The 18,758-nt window shown below is 38.5% G+C and carries 22 protein-coding genes; 10 read left to right on the top strand and 12 right to left on the bottom strand.

Annotated features, from left to right (window positions below):
* The first annotated feature begins 3 nt into the window (after nt 1-3).
* Nucleotides 4-1,767, top strand: a complete 1,764-nt coding sequence (locus tag JET18_RS10720; protein WP_202090922.1) for an Ig-like domain-containing protein — start codon at nt 4-6, stop codon at nt 1,765-1,767.
* A gap of 4 nt (nt 1,768-1,771) precedes the next feature.
* The gene (locus JET18_RS10715) at nt 1,772-2,230 is read left to right on the top strand and encodes a heme-binding domain-containing protein (protein WP_202090920.1); all 459 of its coding nucleotides are present in this window, start codon (nt 1,772-1,774) and stop codon (nt 2,228-2,230) included.
* A gap of 356 nt (nt 2,231-2,586) precedes the next feature.
* Here JET18_RS10715 and JET18_RS10710 read toward each other — a convergent pair whose 3' ends face one another.
* The 5 genes from JET18_RS10710 to JET18_RS10690 form a co-directional block, all read right to left on the bottom strand.
* The gene (locus JET18_RS10710) at nt 2,587-3,099 is read right to left on the bottom strand and encodes an NUDIX hydrolase (RefSeq protein ID WP_202090918.1); all 513 of its coding nucleotides are present in this window, start codon (nt 3,097-3,099) and stop codon (nt 2,587-2,589) included.
* 42 nt (nt 3,100-3,141) lie between these two features.
* Nucleotides 3,142-4,059 (bottom strand): site-specific tyrosine recombinase XerD, encoded by a 918-nt coding sequence (xerD, locus tag JET18_RS10705; protein WP_202090916.1) that lies wholly within the window; start codon nt 4,057-4,059, stop codon nt 3,142-3,144.
* A 6-nt stretch (nt 4,060-4,065) separates the two neighbouring features.
* Nucleotides 4,066-4,488, bottom strand: coding sequence for a deoxycytidylate deaminase (locus JET18_RS10700; RefSeq protein WP_034692520.1), 423 nt, complete (start codon nt 4,486-4,488; stop codon nt 4,066-4,068).
* Nucleotides 4,489-4,530: 42 nt separating this feature from the next.
* Nucleotides 4,531-5,298, bottom strand: coding sequence for an enoyl-CoA hydratase/isomerase family protein (locus JET18_RS10695; protein ID WP_202090914.1), 768 nt, complete (start codon nt 5,296-5,298; stop codon nt 4,531-4,533).
* A 104-nt stretch (nt 5,299-5,402) separates the two neighbouring features.
* The gene (locus tag JET18_RS10690) at nt 5,403-6,890 is read right to left on the bottom strand and encodes a catalase (protein WP_202090912.1); all 1,488 of its coding nucleotides are present in this window, start codon (nt 6,888-6,890) and stop codon (nt 5,403-5,405) included.
* Between the two features lie 132 nt (nt 6,891-7,022).
* On the opposite strand from JET18_RS10690, the gene JET18_RS10685 reads away from it, so the two are divergent.
* The 8 genes from JET18_RS10685 to JET18_RS10650 all read left to right on the top strand — a co-directional run bounded on the left by JET18_RS10685 (nt 7,023) and on the right by JET18_RS10650 (nt 14,742).
* Nucleotides 7,023-7,973, top strand: coding sequence for a LysR substrate-binding domain-containing protein (locus JET18_RS10685; RefSeq protein ID WP_202090910.1), 951 nt, complete (start codon nt 7,023-7,025; stop codon nt 7,971-7,973).
* A 232-nt stretch (nt 7,974-8,205) separates the two neighbouring features.
* Nucleotides 8,206-9,486, top strand: a complete 1,281-nt coding sequence (gene metK / locus JET18_RS10680; RefSeq protein WP_202090908.1) for a methionine adenosyltransferase — start codon at nt 8,206-8,208, stop codon at nt 9,484-9,486.
* Between the two features lie 83 nt (nt 9,487-9,569).
* Nucleotides 9,570-10,061: a hypothetical protein gene (locus JET18_RS10675; RefSeq protein WP_202090907.1), complete on the top strand. Its 492-nt coding sequence runs from the start codon at nt 9,570-9,572 to the stop codon at nt 10,059-10,061.
* Nucleotides 10,062-10,259: 198 nt separating this feature from the next.
* On the top strand, nt 10,260-10,850 hold the full coding sequence (locus JET18_RS10670; protein WP_184162556.1) for an RNA polymerase sigma factor: 591 nt from the start codon (nt 10,260-10,262) through the stop codon (nt 10,848-10,850).
* A 200-nt stretch (nt 10,851-11,050) separates the two neighbouring features.
* Nucleotides 11,051-11,746, top strand: coding sequence for a YjjG family noncanonical pyrimidine nucleotidase (locus JET18_RS10665; RefSeq protein ID WP_202090906.1), 696 nt, complete (start codon nt 11,051-11,053; stop codon nt 11,744-11,746).
* A 411-nt stretch (nt 11,747-12,157) separates the two neighbouring features.
* Complete coding sequence (locus tag JET18_RS10660) at nt 12,158-12,607, top strand: PepSY-like domain-containing protein (RefSeq protein WP_202090905.1); 450 nt, start codon at nt 12,158-12,160, stop codon at nt 12,605-12,607.
* A 180-nt stretch (nt 12,608-12,787) separates the two neighbouring features.
* Entirely contained in the window at nt 12,788-13,459 is a 672-nt protein-coding gene (locus JET18_RS10655; RefSeq protein ID WP_202090903.1) for a response regulator transcription factor, read from the top strand.
* Nucleotides 13,459-14,742: a sensor histidine kinase gene (locus JET18_RS10650; protein ID WP_202090901.1), complete on the top strand. Its 1,284-nt coding sequence runs from the start codon at nt 13,459-13,461 to the stop codon at nt 14,740-14,742. Before JET18_RS10655 ends, JET18_RS10650 begins: the two co-directional genes overlap by 1 nt.
* 184 nt (nt 14,743-14,926) lie before the next feature.
* On the opposite strand, the gene JET18_RS10645 is transcribed toward JET18_RS10650, so the two are convergent.
* From JET18_RS10645 to JET18_RS10615, 7 genes are all read right to left on the bottom strand, one after another.
* Complete coding sequence (locus JET18_RS10645) at nt 14,927-15,289, bottom strand: hypothetical protein (protein ID WP_090026417.1); 363 nt, start codon at nt 15,287-15,289, stop codon at nt 14,927-14,929.
* Between the two features lie 69 nt (nt 15,290-15,358).
* Nucleotides 15,359-16,327, bottom strand: a complete 969-nt coding sequence (gene trpS, locus JET18_RS10640; RefSeq protein ID WP_202090899.1) for a tryptophan--tRNA ligase — start codon at nt 16,325-16,327, stop codon at nt 15,359-15,361.
* A 182-nt stretch (nt 16,328-16,509) separates the two neighbouring features.
* Nucleotides 16,510-17,154, bottom strand: a complete 645-nt coding sequence (locus tag JET18_RS10635) for a SanA/YdcF family protein (RefSeq protein WP_202090897.1) — start codon at nt 17,152-17,154, stop codon at nt 16,510-16,512.
* Between the two features lie 14 nt (nt 17,155-17,168).
* The gene (locus JET18_RS10630) at nt 17,169-17,807 is read right to left on the bottom strand and encodes a lipoprotein signal peptidase (RefSeq protein ID WP_202090895.1); all 639 of its coding nucleotides are present in this window, start codon (nt 17,805-17,807) and stop codon (nt 17,169-17,171) included.
* The gene (locus JET18_RS10625; protein ID WP_202090892.1) at nt 17,807-17,992 is read right to left on the bottom strand and encodes a DUF2683 family protein; all 186 of its coding nucleotides are present in this window, start codon (nt 17,990-17,992) and stop codon (nt 17,807-17,809) included. The genes JET18_RS10630 and JET18_RS10625 overlap by 1 nt, the downstream gene beginning before the upstream one ends.
* Nucleotides 17,993-18,011: 19 nt before the next feature.
* Nucleotides 18,012-18,257: a DUF6576 domain-containing protein gene (locus JET18_RS10620; RefSeq protein WP_202090890.1), complete on the bottom strand. Its 246-nt coding sequence runs from the start codon at nt 18,255-18,257 to the stop codon at nt 18,012-18,014.
* An 80-nt stretch (nt 18,258-18,337) separates the two neighbouring features.
* Nucleotides 18,338-18,718 (bottom strand): TraR/DksA family transcriptional regulator, encoded by a 381-nt coding sequence (locus tag JET18_RS10615; RefSeq protein ID WP_034726982.1) that lies wholly within the window; start codon nt 18,716-18,718, stop codon nt 18,338-18,340.
* Between the last annotated feature and the right edge of the window lie 40 nt (nt 18,719-18,758).

The following is an 18,758-nucleotide window of genomic DNA, read 5'->3' as shown; positions in this document are numbered from 1 at the left end:
TCTATGAAAAGACTTCTTCTATTATTCGTTATCTGCTTTCTTGTGCATTCGTGTGCAAGGGTAGGATCTCCAGTCGGAGGTCCCAAAGATACCATAGCTCCAAAGTTTTTAAGTTCAAATATTGACACCACCAGAGTCAATGTGAAAAGGGATATTCATGAGCTCAGGCTTGATTTTGATGAATATATTACCTTAAAGGATATTAATAAAAACCTGATCATATCGCCGCCTATCAAAAATATAAAGCGGATCCTTCCTTCCAATATCGCGAATAAATTTGTGATGATCCAATGGGAAGATACTCTTCAGGCCAATACCACTTACAACTTTAACTTCGGTAATTCGATTGCAGATAATAATGAGGCGAATATCCTCCGGTATTTCAATTTTGCTTTTTCTACGGGTGAAAAACTGAATGATCTTTACATCAGTGGTGAAATAGCAGATGTAACTGCCATTAAAAAGAAAGAAGGGGAGAATAAGCTTGTTGTAGGCCTTTATCAGGTAAAAGATACCATCAATTATAAACAAAAGCCTTACTATATTACCAAAGTGGATGAAGATGGCTACTATGAGCTTAATTATCTTACCCCGGGAAAATATAAGATCATTGCTTTTGAAGATGAAAACTCGAATTCCGTGTACGATCCGGGGAAAGAAAAGATCGGTTTCCAGAAAGAAGCAATTGATTTTGATAAATCTATTTCAGGCTTGAATTTAAAAGTATATCCTTCTAAAAAGCCTCTGAAATATATTGAGATGAAGGAAAACCCTGGAGGAATTGTCATGACATTTGAAGGCAATCCGGAAAGCGTTAAAGTAGCTTCTATCAACGATAAACTTCAAGATATAAAAGTGACCCACCATCCAAAATCAGATACGGTAAGGATATGGTTCGATGCTGTGAAAAGCGATGTCGGGCAGACTACGACTGAGAATCTTAAATTCAGTTACGATATCGGCAGCAAGCAGGATACGGTGTCTGTGTTCTATAAATACAACAAGAAAAATGCAATGGATCTGGAGAATGATAACGGAGGCCCTACATTAGCCCCGAATTCTGACTTTAAGATAAGATCCGGCTACCTCATAGATAAGTTAAGTCCTGAAAAATGGACCCTGAAAAGTGATAGCTTAACCACTCAGGAATTTACAGCAAAAATTTCAGAAACAGATCCGTACCAGATTGTGATTCATTCCGATTTTGTAACCGGTAAAAAATATCAGCTTACCGTTCCGAAAGAAACCGTTTCCTCTTATTATGCCAAAAACTTCCAGTCCAAGCGATTTGATTTTGAAGTAGATAAAGTGGATCAGTTTGGAAGTCTTGCATTTAATATTATCAATGCGCCGGAAGCCAGTTACTGGATCCAGCTACTGGATGCGTCGGATAAAGTGGTTTATTCAAGGTATACCAAAGGAAACGCAGTGAAATTTGACATTCTCAAACCAGGAGAATATGTAGTCAGAATACGGGTAGACAACAACGGAAATAAATTCTGGGACGTAGCCGATTTTGAAACGGAAACCTTTGCAGAAGATTCCTATGTGCTGTATAAAAAAGCAATTGTGAGACCTTTATGGGAAACCAAAGAAGACTGGGACCTTAAAGACACGAGAACGCTTGACAATCCTAAAGGAGTCCTTCCAAAACCTGAAACACCTGCTCCTGTAGAGGAAACTCCGAAACCGCCCGTACAACAGGAAGATGTAAAAAAAGAACTGAAGTCAGATTCCGGGAAAGCGGTACTGACGCCGGTAAAATAGAAGTATGAAGACGGTAAAAAAAGTATTATTCTGGACGCTGGTCGCTTTTGCAATCATCCAGTTTATTCCTGTAGACAGAGTGAATCTACCAGTAGATAAAAAAGTGAATTTTATTGATTCCAAAAAGACACCTGTAAAAATCAGCGGTCTGATCAAAGGAGCCTGCTACGACTGTCATTCCAATGAAACGGTCTATCCTAAATATGCTTATTTCGCACCTGTTTCGTGGTCTGTAAAAAGCCATATCAACGAAGGTCGGGAACATCTCAATTTTTCAGTCTGGGGAACTTATAACAAGGAATTGAAAGAGAATATGCTGAACAAGTCTATTCAGACCATTCAAAGCAAAGCGATGCCTATGCCTGGCTATATTGTGTATCACAAAGAAGCCAATCTGTCTGAGGCAGAAAGAACATTAATGGTGCAGTACTTCGAAGAGATGCTGAAATCTAAATCTTACTAGAAAACTGAGTTCAGGTTAAAATATTTTTTTAGACATCAGACATCAGACATCAGATTTCAGATGTGAAATTGGAGATTTGAGACTTTTCGCAGGAATTTTATCAGCTCAGTACGTTTCGGGATGTGGGTTTCGTGGTTTATACCAGAACTAACTGTTACACCCATATACTTTCAACCCCCAAATTCTGTACTTCTGAAACTCATAACTCATCATTTATAACTCATAACTCTCTTAAACCCATAATGTCCATCCTTTAAATCTTCCGCAAAAAAAAACTCCCGCAAATTTCACAAACTAACAGTTGGGTAAATACCATCTGCCATCTGCAAAATCTGCGGGAGTGTAGGTTACAAAAATTATTTCTTTATATATTCCTCAAAAAATCTTTTCTGGGAATCAAAAGCAATATCATCCAGATTCAATGTATTCAAAGGAATCCAGACGGCTTCTGATATTTCAGAAAGTTCAAGATTCACCTCAAATTTTTCCTGAACATTGTACTCATAAAAAAGATCGATCGTATTGTAATCAATTTCTTTATATTGATAGATGTTCGGAAGACTGGTTAAATATTTTAAATTTGAAATATCCACATCAAGCTGAAGCTCTTCAAAAAGCTCTCTTCTGCATGTTTCCTCTGCGCTTTCCTTTGGATCTACGAAACCTCCCGCCAGATCCAGTTTTCCCTTTTTAGGATCTCGGTTTCTTCTGGTAAGGTAAATTTCATCCCCACACCTGATGACAACGGCTACAGCGCCGGCTACATTATTGTATAGGGTGAATCCGCATTCCGGACAGCTCCATTTCTTTTCACCGTCCCAGTGAAGACTTTCTTTGCCGCAGCTTGGGCAGTATTTCAATAATTTCATCTGTTTGCTATTATTTCTTTAAAGGCCAGATGGAACGTAATTTCACTGAGCAATATTGATATTATTTCTCGGGTGATAACTCAGGATAACATCCCGAAGTTCCTCTGTCTTCAGATGGGTATAGATCTCCGTGGTGGTAATACTGGAATGTCCCAGCATTTCCTGGATATAGCGAAGGTCTGCGCCATTCTGTAGCAGGTGGGTCGCAAAAGAATGTCTGAACGTGTGTGGAGATATTTTTTTGCTTACGCCTGCTTTGTCCGTAAGTTCTTTAATGATCAGGAATACGATCACTCTGGACATGGATGTCCCGCGGCTGTTAAGAAACAGCGTATCCTCATACTTTTTATTGATCTTACTGTTCGAACGTACTTCTTTAATATACGTTTCCAAAAGTTCAGCAGTATAATCTGCCAAAGGAACGAAACGGGTCTTGTTGCCCTTTCCGTGTACTTTGATATACTGTTCTTTGAAATTGATGTTCGAAATTTTAAGGTCAATAAGTTCCGAGACACGCAATCCGCATCCGTAAAGAACCTCGATAATACAGTGATTTCTCTTTCCAAGGTCAGAATTGGCCTCAATGGCTGCGATAATCTTGTTGATATCAGGCAGGCTTAAGGTGTCAGGAAGATATAATCCCAGTTTTGGGCCTTCAAGCAGTGACGCAGGATTGTCTTCCCGGTACTCGTCCTCAAGCAGAAACTTGAAGAAAGCTTTTATGGAAGAAATCCATCTTGCTTGCGATCTTTCACTGAACTTTTGTTTGGAAAGATTGAAGATATACTCCTGTAAGTTTTCGTAGCCTATAGCATCCGGACCGACGTTTTCCAGATCCACTATGGCATAATCTTTTAATTTTTTGATGTCTCGAATATAGGCATCGAGCGTGTTTTCTGAAAAATTTCTTTCGAAGCGAAGAAATATTTCAAAATCTTTGATCTTTTCATCCCAAGTCATTTGTGCTTATTTTTTTAGTTCACAGTCCGATATTTGTTCTATTTCAATGTTATGATTTCTCAAGAACGATATACCGTCGTCGTCTGAATATTCATTAATATACACAAGTCTTGTAATTCCTGCCTGCAGAATCAGTTTGCTGCATTCTTTGCAGGGCGACAGCGTTAAATATAACGTTGCGCCTTTTGCAGACTGAGTGGAAGCGGCCAGCTTTAATATCGCATTGGCTTCCGCATGAAGTACATACCAGTGTGTTTTTCCCTCTCCATCTTCACAGCAGTTTTCAAACCCCGAAGGTGTTCCGTTGTAACCATCTGAAATAATCATCCTATCTTTTACGATAAGAGCTCCTACCTGTTTTCTCTTACAGTAGGATAGTTTTGCCCACTCCTGGGCCATCTTTAGATAAGCTTTATCAAACTTATTCATACCGCAGCATTAGTTTTTTTCGAAATAATTTGGATTAAAAATCTAGAAGTTAGGCTTTCTTTTCTCTATAAAAGCGGTAACTCCTTCTTGCTTGTCTTTCATTTCAAAAAGCTCTCCGAAATATGTAATTTCAGATTCAAAACCTTTCTCCGTATCAGACAAGTTGACGGCTTGTATAGCCTTTGATATAGCCATTGGTGAGTTATTGGCTATGATGCTCGCTAATTCTTTTGTTTTGGTTAATAATTCTTCAATAGGGTATACTTCATTCACCAATCCTATTTCCTTTGCCCTTTGAGCTGGGATCATTTTGGCTGAGAAGATCATTTCGTTGGCGATACCTTTTCCTACCAATTTAGGTAGTCTCTGTGTTCCTCCGTAACCAGGAATCAATCCAAGTGTTACTTCCGGAAGCCCCAGTTTTGCATTCTCTGATGCATATCTGATGTGGCACGCCATGGCAAGCTCTAAACCTCCTCCCAATGCAAATCCATTAACGGCTGCAATGATAGGTTTAGATGTATTTTCAATTTTGTTGAACAGGGTATTATGCCCGTTTCTGGCCAGTTCTTCGGCTTTTTCCTGTCCAAAATCACTGAATTCTTTTATATCAGCTCCTGCTACAAACGATTTTTCGCCGCTTCCTGTAATGATAATCACTCTGCAGGCTGCATCCGAATTAAGCTCATCCATTGCTGAACTAAGCTCCTGAATCGTTTTTGCATTTAAAGCATTTAAGCTTTGAGGTCTGTTTATGGTAATGACAGCTAACCTGTCTTCTTTCTCCAATAATATATTTTCGTAACTCATTTTTCCACTATAAAATATTATTTTTTGCAAATTATGAATTTTTTACAAAAAAAAGGAAAAAATATTAGTTTTTTTTCCTTTTAATTGATGAATCCTTCAAAATCCTATTTTGAGTGATTCATCATATTTGCATCAATATTGATATTTAGCTGAGATGCCACTTTCATGCCAAGTTCAATATTAGTCCTGAAAAAGTGACATAATTGTCGGTTGATGATCTCCTCTTTTTTCGGTCCGTTAATCCCTCTCATGCTTCCCACTATGTTGCTGATCAGGTGTTCTCTATCTTCTGCATTCATAGATTTTGTGTACAATAATCCGGGCTGGGTGTAATGGTCGTCATCATTTTCGTTCCTGTTGTAGCTTGCCACGTGTGCACTGTCCAGTTCATACTCATAATTCTTATAGGAAGGATCCGGCTTGATGTCGTCAAAGCTGTTCGGGAAATAATTCGGCTTGTCTTGATATTCACTGGAGTCTGCCATAAAACCATCTCTCTGGTAGTTGTTCACGGCAAAAGGGCAGCGGTTTACTTCCAGCTGGTGGGCATTCACGCCTACTCTGTACCGGTGGGCATCCGGATAGGAAAACAGTCTTCCCTGAAGCATTTTGTCAGGAGAGAAGCTTATTCCGTTAACCAGGCTGCTTGGGGAGAATACGGATTGCTCTACATGGGCAAAATAATTGACAGGAACCTCATTCAGCTCCATTTCTCCTACTTCTATCAGTGGGAAATCATCGTGGAACCATACTTTCGTTACATCAAAAGGATTCCATCTGAAATCTCTGGCCTGCTCCTCGGTCATTACCTGGATGTACATTGTCCATTTTGGGAAATCTCCGTTTTCAATGGCATTGCAAAGATCTTCCTGTGCGAAATCCGGATTTTCTCCGGCCATTTTGGTGGCTTCCGCATCTGTGAAGTTTTTAATGCCCTGCTTGGTTTTAAAATGGAACTTCACCCATATTCTTTCATTCTTATCATTGATCATCGCGAAAGTATGAGATCCGAATCCGTGCATATGTCTGTAGCCGTGAGGGGTTCCCCTGTTCGACATTAAAATAAGAACCTGGTGAAGAGATTCAGGATTATGGCTCCAGAAATCCCACATCATGGTGGCACTTTTTAAATTCGTCTTCGGAACTCTTTTCTGGGTGTGGATGAAATCCGGGAATTTTTTAGCATCCTTAATAAAGAATACCGGTGTATTGTTTCCTACCAGATCCCAGTTTCCGTCTTCCGTATAAAATTTTAAAGCAAAACCTCTCGGGTCTCTTGCGGTGTCTGCACTTCCTTTTTCTCCGCCTACGGTAGAGAAGCGGGCAAACATTCTGCATGAGTTTCCTACTTTTGAAAATATTTTGGCTTTGGTATACTGGCTGATATCATGGGTCACGGTAAATGTTCCATAGGCACCGCTTCCTTTGGCGTGTACAATTCTTTCAGGAATTCTTTCCCTTACAAAATGGGCAAGGTTTTCCTGAAGTATAAAGTCCTGCAGCAGGACGGGTCCTCTGGGTCCCACTGTTTGGGAGTCCTGATGCTCATAATAAGGAGCGCCGTTGCTTAGCGTTAATTTTTTAGAATCCATATACTTATGATTTGTCTTATTGATTTACGTTGTACAGTGTTTTACACAGACGTACGAAATATCAAATTTACTTGAATTTTTGATTACAAATAGCAAAAACATTTTATCTTTGTAATAGATAATATTAATCAGATGAACATTCAGCAACTGGAGTATCTTATCGCTGTAGATAAGTACAAACATTTTGGTAAAGCGGCTCAGGCATGCTTTATTACGCAGCCTACACTAAGTGCGATGATACAAAAATTTGAGGATGAACTGGATGTGAAGGTGTTCGATAGAACTACGCACCCGATCCGTACCACAGATGTAGGGCTTCAGATCATTGATCAGGCAAAGGTAATTATAGAATCTGTCAATGAACTGAAAAATAAGGCGAATCTTTTGAATAATATTCTGGGCGGAACCATCAATCTGGGAATCATTCCTACGGTTTCATCTTTCATTTTACCTACAGAGATCTTTAAGTTTTTGGAAGAAAATCCAAAAATCCAGATGAATGTGAAAGAAATGACCACTGATAATATTGTAAAAGCTTTAAAAGCGGGCGAGCTGGATGCGGGAATTATTTCCACACCTTATGATTCTGCTGATGAATTTTATCAGGATTTCCTTTTCAATGAGGAACTGATGATCTACAGCTCCAATACGGAAGCCAATAAAAAGAATTCCTATATCATTCCTGAAGAACTGAATGTTGAAAAAGTATGGCTTCTGGAGGAAGGGAACTGTTTGAGAAACCAGTTTGAAAATATCTGTCATTTAAAAGAAAATACCCTGAAGCCTAAGAATTTAGACTTTTTAGCGTCCAATATTCAGACTTTGGTGCATATGGTAGATAAAGTAGGAGGGATCAGTATTCTGCCGGAATTGGCATTGAGCCAGCTTTCCGATGAACAGAAGGAGAACGTTTTCCGGTTCAAAAAGCCTTTCCCGTACAGAGAGATCAGCATTATCTATTACAAGCCGACCTTCAAGCAGAAAATCATTGATGAATTATCCCATTCCATCAAAAATTCACTGGAGCTGAAGCTTAACTATCATGTGAATCCAAAGGAGTTTGTGAGCATCAAACCGCAGTGAACGAAGAAGGCTTCAAAGTGATATAAATCATTAATTTTAAGAAAATTATAATTAATAAGCAAAATTCTTGAGTATTAAAAAAATAGTACTTAAATTTGCGGACGTTTATAAACGAGGAAAAATTTGACCTGATTGCAACCTCTCTAAAAATATGCTAAAACAGTATTCTTTTACGGGCCATTTATTCTTATTTTTCCTCACATATTTTTTAATCTAAAAAACAAAGAATAATATGTCTTATCTATTTACATCTGAATCCGTTTCAGAAGGACACCCGGATAAAATTGCCGATCAGATCTCCGATGCACTTATCGATCATTTCTTAGCTTATGATAAAAGTTCCAAAGTAGCCTGCGAAACTCTTGTTACAACAGGACAGGTAGTATTGGCTGGAGAAGTGAAATCTGATGCTTATCTTGATGTTCAGACTATTGCAAGAGATGTTATCAATGGAATTGGATACACAAAAGGTGAATATATGTTCAATGGAGATTCTTGCGGTGTAATCTCAGCGATTCACGAGCAGTCTCCGGATATCAACCAGGGAGTAGACAGAGCGGTAAACGACGAATCTTTTGAAGCTAAAGCCAATGCACAGGGTGCCGGTGACCAGGGGATGATGTTCGGATATGCGACCAACGAGACGGCTAATTATATGCCTCTTGCTCTGGATCTTGCCCATACGATCCTTAAAGAACTTTCTGTATTGAGAAGAGAGGGAAGTCAGATTACTTACCTTCGTCCTGATGCAAAAAGCCAGGTAACGATTGAATATTCTGATGATCACAAGCCGGTAAGAATTGATTCTATTGTAGTATCTACACAGCATGATGACTTCGGAACTGAAGAAGAAATGCTGAACAAGATCCGTGAAGACATCAAAAATATTTTGGTTCCAAGAGTTGTGGCACAACAGACAGAAGAGATCAAAGCGTTGTTCAACGATCAGATCAAATACCATATCAACCCTACAGGTAAATTTGTAATCGGTGGTCCTCACGGGGATACAGGTCTTACAGGAAGAAAAATCATTGTAGACACTTACGGAGGAAAAGGAGCTCACGGTGGTGGTGCTTTCTCAGGAAAAGATCCATCAAAAGTAGACAGAAGTGCAGCTTATGCTACAAGACACATTGCCAAGAATTTAGTGGCTGCAGGAATTGCTGACGAAGTTCTGGTACAGGTTTCTTACGCAATCGGTGTTGCTGAGCCTTGTGGTTTGTACATCAATACGTACGGAACGGCTAAAGTAGATCTTCACGACGGTGAAATTGCCAAGAAGGTTTCTACCATCTTCGATTTAAGACCTTACGCCATCGAGCAGAACCTGAAACTAAGAAATCCTATCTATCTTGAAACGGCTTCTTACGGACATATGGGGAAAGAACATTACATTGCTGACAAAACATTCAATAAAGGTCAGAAAAATGAAATTACCCTTACAGGACTTGAGTTCTTTACATGGGAAAAACTTGACAAAGTAGACGAAATTAAAGCTGCATTCGGTATTTAATTTCTCTTCAGAAATAATAAATAGACTGCTTTATCTTCTGGTAAGGCAGTTTTTTTTAATTTTACACCTTAAATAATCGATAGATGATGAATTTTAGATCAGTACTTGCTATACTTTCCCTGTTTTTTCTGAGCATTGCGGCCAAGGCGCAGTATACCATGCACAAAATGGTCAGCGTAGGATATACCTACCAGAACCAGAGCTTTGGAGAAGTAGGAGGGAAGCTGCTTTTCCTGAAGAATGATGATGTGATTTACAGGCTGGGCGGATCTGCACTGATGGGTTCTGCCGGGTCCAAATTTGCCATCATGCCGAAACTGCAGGCAGATGTGATGCTTAATTTCGAGAAAAATGTAGATTTCTACCATTCCTATTATTTTCTGATAGGAGCAGAAGGAACCAATAAATATATCGCTCCGAAGATAGGGGTTACACTTTTCGGGCTTCTAGACCTTACAGGTGGGTATGCTTTTCCTCTTGGAGACGCACGTTTAAACGGAAAAGAGCTGAAAGGTTTAAATGTAAATTTAACATTAAATATCCCTACTGTGTTTATTCATGACATGTTTAAATAAGTTTTTTTACATTTTTATTGTAAAAATTTAATAATTGCTTAACAGTTATTAAAAAATTATTATATTTACACCATATAATAATTGTACCGCCTATTGATTTTACTTTACTCTAAAAAACTGTTTTGTATTTACAGCTAGGGCCAGATAAAATATCTGGAGAATTGCTGGTCTGCAAATTTTTTATTATTGAGAAGAGTTATGAAATCAAAAACGGACAGCCTACTAATTTCCCTTTACCAGAAAGGAGACGAAGAAGCCCTATCAGCCCTTATTCATCGTCATCAGAGAGAACTGTTTACATTCATTTTTTACAAAATTAATGATGAAGACCTGGCCAATGATGTTTTTCAGGATACATTCATGAAAATCATTCTGATGCTGAAAGAAGGACGGTACAACGAAGAAGGCAAATTCATTCTTTGGGCCAAAAGAATAGCACACAATCTTATTATTGATCACTTCAGACTGAAAGCGAAAAACGTTAAAGTTTCAGAAACCACTTTTGAAACAGACGAGTATTCTATTTTTGATCTGATCCGGGAGCCTTCGGAAAACATCGAAGATCATCTTGTTACCATGCAGATCCAGGAAGACCTGCTGAGAATGCTTCAGTTTCTGCCACAGAACCAGCAGGAAGTCATTAAACTGCGGTTTTTTGACGGGCTGAGCTTCAAAGAAATTGCGGATCATACCAATATGAGTATCAATACTACATTGGGAAGAGTAAGGTATGCACTGATTAACCTGAGAAAAATCATGGATGAAAATAATATTGTATTGACACGTTAGGATAATAATTTCAGAAAATTCACGTTTAAAGGAAAACATACTTAGCCTATGAAAAAAAATGATTCCTTAAAAGTGAAAACTTTGAAACCTAAGAAACAAACAATTGATTTTTTACTGAATTACTCAAAAAGTCTTGAATTGGTAAAAACCAAAAGCAAGAATTTTCCGATTTCCAAAAATTAAAATTAATTTTGTGCTGTATGAAAATTCAGCACATTTTTTTTGATCTGGACAATACGCTCTGGGATCACCGTAAGAATGCTTACCTTACCATCAAGGATCTTTTTGAAAAGCAGGAAATCACACTCCACTATAATATCGGTTTTGAAGACTTTCATTCGGTCTATCATGAGATCAATGAAAGCCTTTGGGAAAAGATCAGAGATGGTCTTATTGATAAAGAATATCTGAGAAAGCACCGTTTCTATGATACCTTCAAGCATTTCGGGGTAGATGATGAAGAGCTTTCCCAATATTTTGAAGAACATTTCCTGGATAAGATCCTCAACCATAATGAACTGGTAGAGGGAGCAGCCTATATTCTGGATTATCTGAAATCCAAACATTATACTCTACACGTTATTTCCAATGGTTTCCAGGAAGTAACGGAAAGAAAGTGTATCCTTTCCGGAATTGATAAATATTTTAAAACCATTACCAGCGCAGATTCGGTAGGTGTAAGAAAACCCAATCCTAAGATCTTTGAATATTCCCTTGGACTGGCAGAAGCGCAGAAAGAGGAAAGCATCCTGATTGGTGACGACTGGATCGCAGATGTAGTGGGCTCGCAAAACTATGGTCTGGATGTAATTTTCTTCGACGTTTATAAAGAAAATAAGCAGGAAGAAGGATTGAAAGCCATCACCCATCTTTTACAGATCAAAGAATACTTATAAAAAAAGACAGCTTCCGGCAGCAGAAAACCGGATTTTTGAACCATTAAGATGATGGAAGTTTTAAGTTGAATTAACCTGAATTCGAGATAAAAAAAATTACGGTTACCCATGTCAAGGTTTTAAACCTTGACATGGGTAATAGGGGCGCCAAGTCCTAATTAGGCTCAGATTAAGAAAAAATCAAGTGATTTTTTTAGCAGCAGCTTTCTTAATATTCTTAACCTCTTATTTCATCTTAATGGTTCAAGTATTTTTCACTATTCACTATTCACTATTCACTATTCACTATTCACTATTCACTCTTCACTCTTCACTCTTCACTCTTAATTCTTCATTTTCCCCTCTTTCCTAATTCTTTCCTAAATTGATTCTGAACTTTGCTCCATCATATAACAGAAAAAATTTAGCATTATGAAAAATTTCAGAAAAATCACAGGAGCATTTATTTTAGTTTTTTTATTGGCAGGCGGTTTTATTTTCGCGCAGGATAAAGCTATTACGGCCAATCAATTGCCTAAAACAGCCAGGACTTTCCTTGCCTCTCATTTTAAAGGAATCAATGTGGGATCTGCTATTGAAGACAGAGAAATTTACGGAGTTGATGAATACCAGGTATATCTTGCCAATGGAATGAAAGTAGAATTCGACAGCAAAGGAAACTGGAAAGAAGTAGATGGGAAACATCAGAAACTGCCTTATGGATTTATTCCTGTTTCGATCAGAAATTATGCAGCCAAAAATTTCCCGAACACCCATATCGTAAAAATAGAAAAAGAAAGATGGTCTTATAAAGCAGAGCTTTCAAACGGACTGGATCTTGAATTTGACAGAAACGGGAACTTTAAGAAGATTGATGACTAAGATGCGGAGTGAGGAAGATGGTGGATGGAAGCTGTTTAAGTTGCCGTATCAATTGTAAGATATTCAATTGATATTGTGAAAATAATCTGTGGGAGCTATGTTTCCCGGAAATAACTTCCATCCTCCGGCTTCCTCCTTCCTTTCTATTTCATATATTTGATAGAAGCTAATACTGGAGCCATGAAGATATTAATTGTAGAAGATGAACCGGAACTGAAAGATACCGTGCAGACCTTTCTGGAAGCAGAGCATTTTATTGTAGAATATGCCCTTACATACAGTGCCGGTCTGGAAAAGATCATTTCATACGAGTACGACTGTATTCTTCTCGATATCATGCTTCCGGACGGAAACGGAATTGATCTGCTGAGGGAAATTAAAAAGCTTCACAAAAAAGATCCCGTCATTATTTTATCTGCCAAAGATTCTGTAGATGATAAAGTGGCCGGGCTGGAAATAGGAGCCGATGATTATCTGGCAAAACCTTTTCATCTTGCTGAACTGATGGCGAGAATCCGTTCAGTGATCAGAAGGAAAAATCAGGATGGGGAAAACACGATAAAGTATAAAAATATCAACATCGATCCGGAAAACCGGACGGTAACAGTAGGAGATGAAGATCTGGTTCTTAACCGGAAGGAATACGATCTCCTGTACTATTTCGTCATCCATCCGGAAAAAACACTGCAGAAAACCACTTTGGCTGAGGCGATCTGGGGCGATTATATCGATCAGGCGGACAGTCTGGATTTTATTTATTCACAGATTAAAAATCTTCGCAAAAAACTGAAAAACCTTAATGCAGAAGCCGATTTTCAGGCTGTTTACGGAATAGGTTATAAATTTGTCTGATGAAAGTTTCGTTAAAATACTACACCATCAAATACATGATCGTTATCCTGCTGCTCATTATTGCAGTCTGGGCAGCGCTCTTTTACGCCTATATTCTGGATGAAGTGTATGATAATGTAGATGACGGACTGAAGGACAGGAAGATACAGATCATAAAAGCAGTGTATCACGATCCTAAGCTTTTGGACAGCAAGGATTTTGGATTTAATGAATTTAAAATCAAACCGATTTCAGAATCTGAGTATAAAGATAAGAACAGGCTCTATAATAAGATGTTCTATATGGAGTACGACGACAAAGACCAGCCTTACCGCGTCCTTGAGACCGATTTTATAGATCAGTTCGGAAAACGCCAGCGGCTTGAAATACGGACGTCTACGGTGGAACAGGACGAATTGGTGTATGACCTTACAACAGCTTTGATTGTTCTGTACATTTTACTCGTGATCAGTATTGTGGCTGTGAATGGATATCTTCTGCATAAAGCCATGCGTCCCTTCTATACTATTTTAGATAAACTTAAAAAATACCAGTTCGGGGTAAATTCATCACAGGAACCTCAGGATTATTCGATTAAAGAATTTGAAGAGCTCAATGTGGAAATAGAGGAAATGATTGAGCGTAATGAGCTTGTCTTTCATCAGCAGAAGCAGTTCATCGAAAATGCATCCCATGAGCTTCAGACACCGCTGGCGATTATGATCAATAAGATCGACCTGCAGATCCAGAATGAAGACCTGGAGAAAAAAGACCTGAATTTTATTTCAGAATTAAAGGGTGATCTGAGAAGAATGGCAGGCCTGAACAAATCCCTGCTCATGCTTTCAAAAATAGAAAACAGCCAGTTCAGTAAAACCTCAAAAGTAGATTTTAATGAAGCCGTTTCCGGGCTGGTGAAAAATTACGAGGATTTTATTGAATTTAAAAAAGTTAAGGTCAGCATTATAGAGAAAGGATTCTTTGGAGCTGATTTTAACCCTGATTTAGCGGATATTCTCCTTTCTAATCTTCTTAAAAATGCAGTGAAGTACAACAGTCAGGACGGAAATGTCAATATCAGCATAGAAGACAACAGGCTGATCTTTCAGAATAGCGGAAGCGGTGTTTCATTGGACAAAACACAAATCTTCAACCGTTTTTACAAACAGGGTTCAGACCACAGTTCTACCGGTTTGGGGCTGTCTATCATCAGGACTATAACAAAACAATATCCCGGTTGGGATATTGTCTATGAGTTCGAAGATGGGATGCACTGTTTTATTCTTTCGAAAAATAATGCTTAATTGTGGAAAAAAATCTAAAGAAAATCCTGATGCTTAGTTTTGGCTAAAGCCTTTTGCGATGTGCATATCTTGTAAGCGGGCTGAAGCCCGCTCCTATTGAATATAAAGGAAACCCTGCAGGAATGCCTGATCAGTATAAAATATTCAGAGCATTGTTTTATTCTTTCGAAAAGCTAACTGTCATTTATTTTTCCTGAATTAAAATATTAGGAGATGAAGCGGGATGATCTTTAAACAGATACCGATATCTGGAATCTTCGTAGGCACTTATAATAAACCTGTCCCGATTATTGTTCTGAACTTCATGAAAGCTTTTCAGATCAATGAAATCTTTTAATTCAAGAACTTGATCTTTGTATAGAACATAGTTGAAAAAGCGGGTAACTTTTCCTGAATCTTCAGGATTTCTGCTTTTAAGAATGATCGTATGTTTTAAGAACAAACCATTTTCATTTTTATAGATCAATTCATCCTTAATATTGATATAACGAGGTTCTTTTTTGCATGAAGTCAAAACAAGAAGAATAAGTAACCCTATATTTTTCATTACAATAAAATTACAAAAAAACAAAAGCCTTTCGATGGGAAAGGCTTTTTTATATTTAAATAACAGGCTTTAAATTCCTAAGCTTGCTCTTACTCTTTTAATGGTTTCGGTAGCAACTACTCTCGTTTTTGCGGCACCTTCCTGAAGTTTAGCTTCCAGCTCGTCCAGGTTGTTCATATAATAAGCAAACATTTCTCTTTCCTTCGCAAAACGCGTTAAGATCAGGTTTAAAAGCTCTAATTTGGCGTGTCCGTAACCGAAATTTCCGGCCAGGTATTTCGCTCTTAATTCCTCCGTCTGCTCAGGAGTCGCAATCAGTTGGTAGATAGCGAACACTTTATCTGTTTCAGGATCTTTAGGCTCTTCAAGAGCTTTAGAATCGGTTTCTACGCTCATTACCTGCTTTTTCAGTTCCTTTTCAGGTAAGAAAATATTAATGATATTTCCCATGGATTTAGACATTTTACGGCCATCTGTTCCGGGAACATATTTCGTGTCTTCCTGAAGTTCAGACTGAGGCAGTACAAAAACTTCTCCCATCTGATTGTTAAACCTTGAAGCTACATCACGGGCAATTTCCAGATGCTGAAGCTGGTCTTTTCCTACAGGAACAACCTCTGCATCATACAGTAAAATATCCGCAGCCATTAAAATAGGGTAGGTAAACAGCCCGGCGTTTACATCCTGAAGTCTGTCTGCCTTATCCTTGAATGAATGGGCAAGCGTTAATCTTTGATAAGGAAAAAAACATGATAAATGCCAAGAAAGTTCACAGGTTTCAGGGATATCACTCTGTCTGTAAAAAAATGTTTTTTCGGTATCCAGCCCACAAGCAAGCCAAGCCGCAGCGATCTCGTAGGTATTTTGTTTCAGTTCCTTCGCGTCTTTAATCTGGGTAAGAGAATGAAGATTCGCAATGAATAAAAATGATTCATTTCCTTCCTGCTTGGAAAGTTCAATAGCAGGAATAATCGCCCCAAGCAGATTTCCAAGATGGGGGGTTCCGGTGGCTTGAATGCCGGTAAGAATTCTTGACATTTGTTTTTGTTTATTAAAAATTAATGAATAGCAAATTTACGAGGTTTTGCGGAATAAATCTGAAAAATTCAAGGATTAAAAAATGATCGTACAGAAATAAGAAAATCACCACATCATCCAATCACCACATCAACAAATTATCACATCATCACATTAACTCATCATCAAATCACCACATCCTGTTAAGGAATCACAACCTTCTCCCCGCCAAATTTCGGCTCCACTCCGAAAAGCAGATCCCAGTATACCTTTGCTTTGGCCAGATATTCCCTTAAGTTGGTTTTCAGCCCGGCATATTTATTCACGTCATTAGCATTATATCCGAAAGCTTCCATGCCATTTTCACGGGCCAGGAAAACAGCTCTTTCATTGTGGAATTTCTGGGAAATAATCACCAGTCTGTTCTGTCCGAAAATATCTTTGGCCCTGATCACTGAATCCAAAGTTCTGAATCCGGCATGATCCAGCACGATTCTGTCTTTTGGAATGCCATACTTCATGAGGGTCAGCTGCATATCTTCCGGTTCATTATAATCTTTGGTGCTGTTGTCTCCGCTTACGATGATGTATTTAATCTTTCCGCTTTTATACAGGTCTATAGCGGCCTGGATCCTGTTGTAGAAATAAGCATTGGGAAGTCCGCTGCTCAGATTTTTTCCGGTTCCAAGCAGTAAAGCGGTCTTGGTTTCCGGCACATCAGAGATTTTGTAAGAAACAAACGGGCTGCTTTCTTTTTTGATGCTGTAGTTCGCCCAGGCGATAAAAATAATTCCTACCGCAAGAAGCAGCAGGAACATTTTAAAAATATTTTTAATTACTTTTTTCATCCGGAATACGTTTTTTAAAACTCAAGTCCGTTCGGGAAAGCTTTTTTTCTGAATATTAATAAGAAGGCGGCTCCTACGGTAATGGCAGAATCGGCTACGTTGAAAATATATTTGAAGAATTCAATATGTTTTCCTCCGATTACAGGCCAGCTGTCCGGAACATACCAGTCTACCAGCGGGAAGTGAAGCATATCCACTACACATCCTTTCATGAAAGCCGAATAGCCCTGTCCGAAAGGCACAAACTTGGAAACACCGCCGTATCCGATCCATCGGTCAATGCTTTGGTCGTAGACTGTTCCGCTGTCGAAGATCAGTCCGTAGAACATTCCGTCAATGATATTTCCGATAGCCCCGGCAAAAATAATAGCCATTGGGATCAGAAGATAGTTGGAAGCTCCCTGTTTCAGCCATTTCTTAAACATATACACCATACCTCCGATCAGGAAAAGTCTCAGGATCACCAGGAAATATTTCCCGATGATTCCTCCGAAATGAAGCCCGTAAGCCATTCCTGGATTTTCTACAAAGGTCAGTTTAAAGCCCGGAAGAACAGTGATGCTGTCATCCAGGTTGAAATGGGTTTTGATGTAAATTTTTGAAGCCTGATCAATTAACAATACTAAAAATGTTATAGCTAAGATCTTTTTCATTACTGTCCTTTTGGTTTAGAAGGTTTTTCCTGATTTTTCTTATCGAAAATTTTCTTCGCTACCTTTTCTGTATGGAACGTGTTTTTGGTTTGAGCACGCTCATATCTGATGTTCATATCTTTTAAAACACTTTTCAATGCGCTCAGTTCCATAGGATTCTTAGGATGTACTATGATAGATTCCATTTTTTTTCTTTTTTATATATTACATTTTGGACAGCTCGTCCAGTCTTTTCCTGTCTTTTGCCGAAAGATCGTTGATGCCGTTGCGCCCCATCTTACTCAAAAGTCTGTCGATTTCTTTTTCCCTGTCCCGTTTATCAGAATTGAACTGATCATCGATGGTGTAGTTTCTGTGTTTATCGGGAAAGAACCTGTTTTTGATCCAGGCTCTGTTGAAAAACAGCAGAACTGCAGCAACAATAATTACTAAAACTAATACTTCGGTCATGGGTATACATTAAAAATTAGGTTTATAAAGTATCCGCGAATACGATATAAACCCAATAATATTTTGACAAACCTTACGGTTTATTTCTGCATATTTTTCGCTTCAATGCTCAGCGTAGCATGAGGAACGGCTAAAAGTCTTTCCTTAGGAATCAGCTTTCCGGTTACTCTGCATACACCGTAGGTTTTATTTTCGATTCTGATCAAAGCATTCTTAAGATCACGCACGAATTTTTCCTGGCGCCCTGCCAATATAGAGTTCTGCTCCTTGCTTAGAGTTTCCGCTCCTTCTTCAAAAGCTTTGAATGTAGGAGACGTATCATCCGTTCCATTATTCTGGTCGTTGATGAAGCTTTCTCTGATCAGCTGAAGATCTCTTTCTGCTTTTTCTATTTTTTCTTTTATAATTGCCTTAAATTCCTGTAAATCAGCATCGCTGTATCTAACTCTTTCGTCTGACATATTCTTTTCTCTTTTTTAATAAAATTATGAAATGGAATTT

The sequence above is a fragment of the Chryseobacterium endalhagicum genome (assembly GCF_016745235.1).
GTDB lineage: Bacteria > Bacteroidota > Bacteroidia > Flavobacteriales > Weeksellaceae > Chryseobacterium > Chryseobacterium endalhagicum.
The sequence above is the reverse complement of the archived record's forward strand: the minus strand, read 5'-3'. Positions and strand labels throughout refer to the sequence as shown.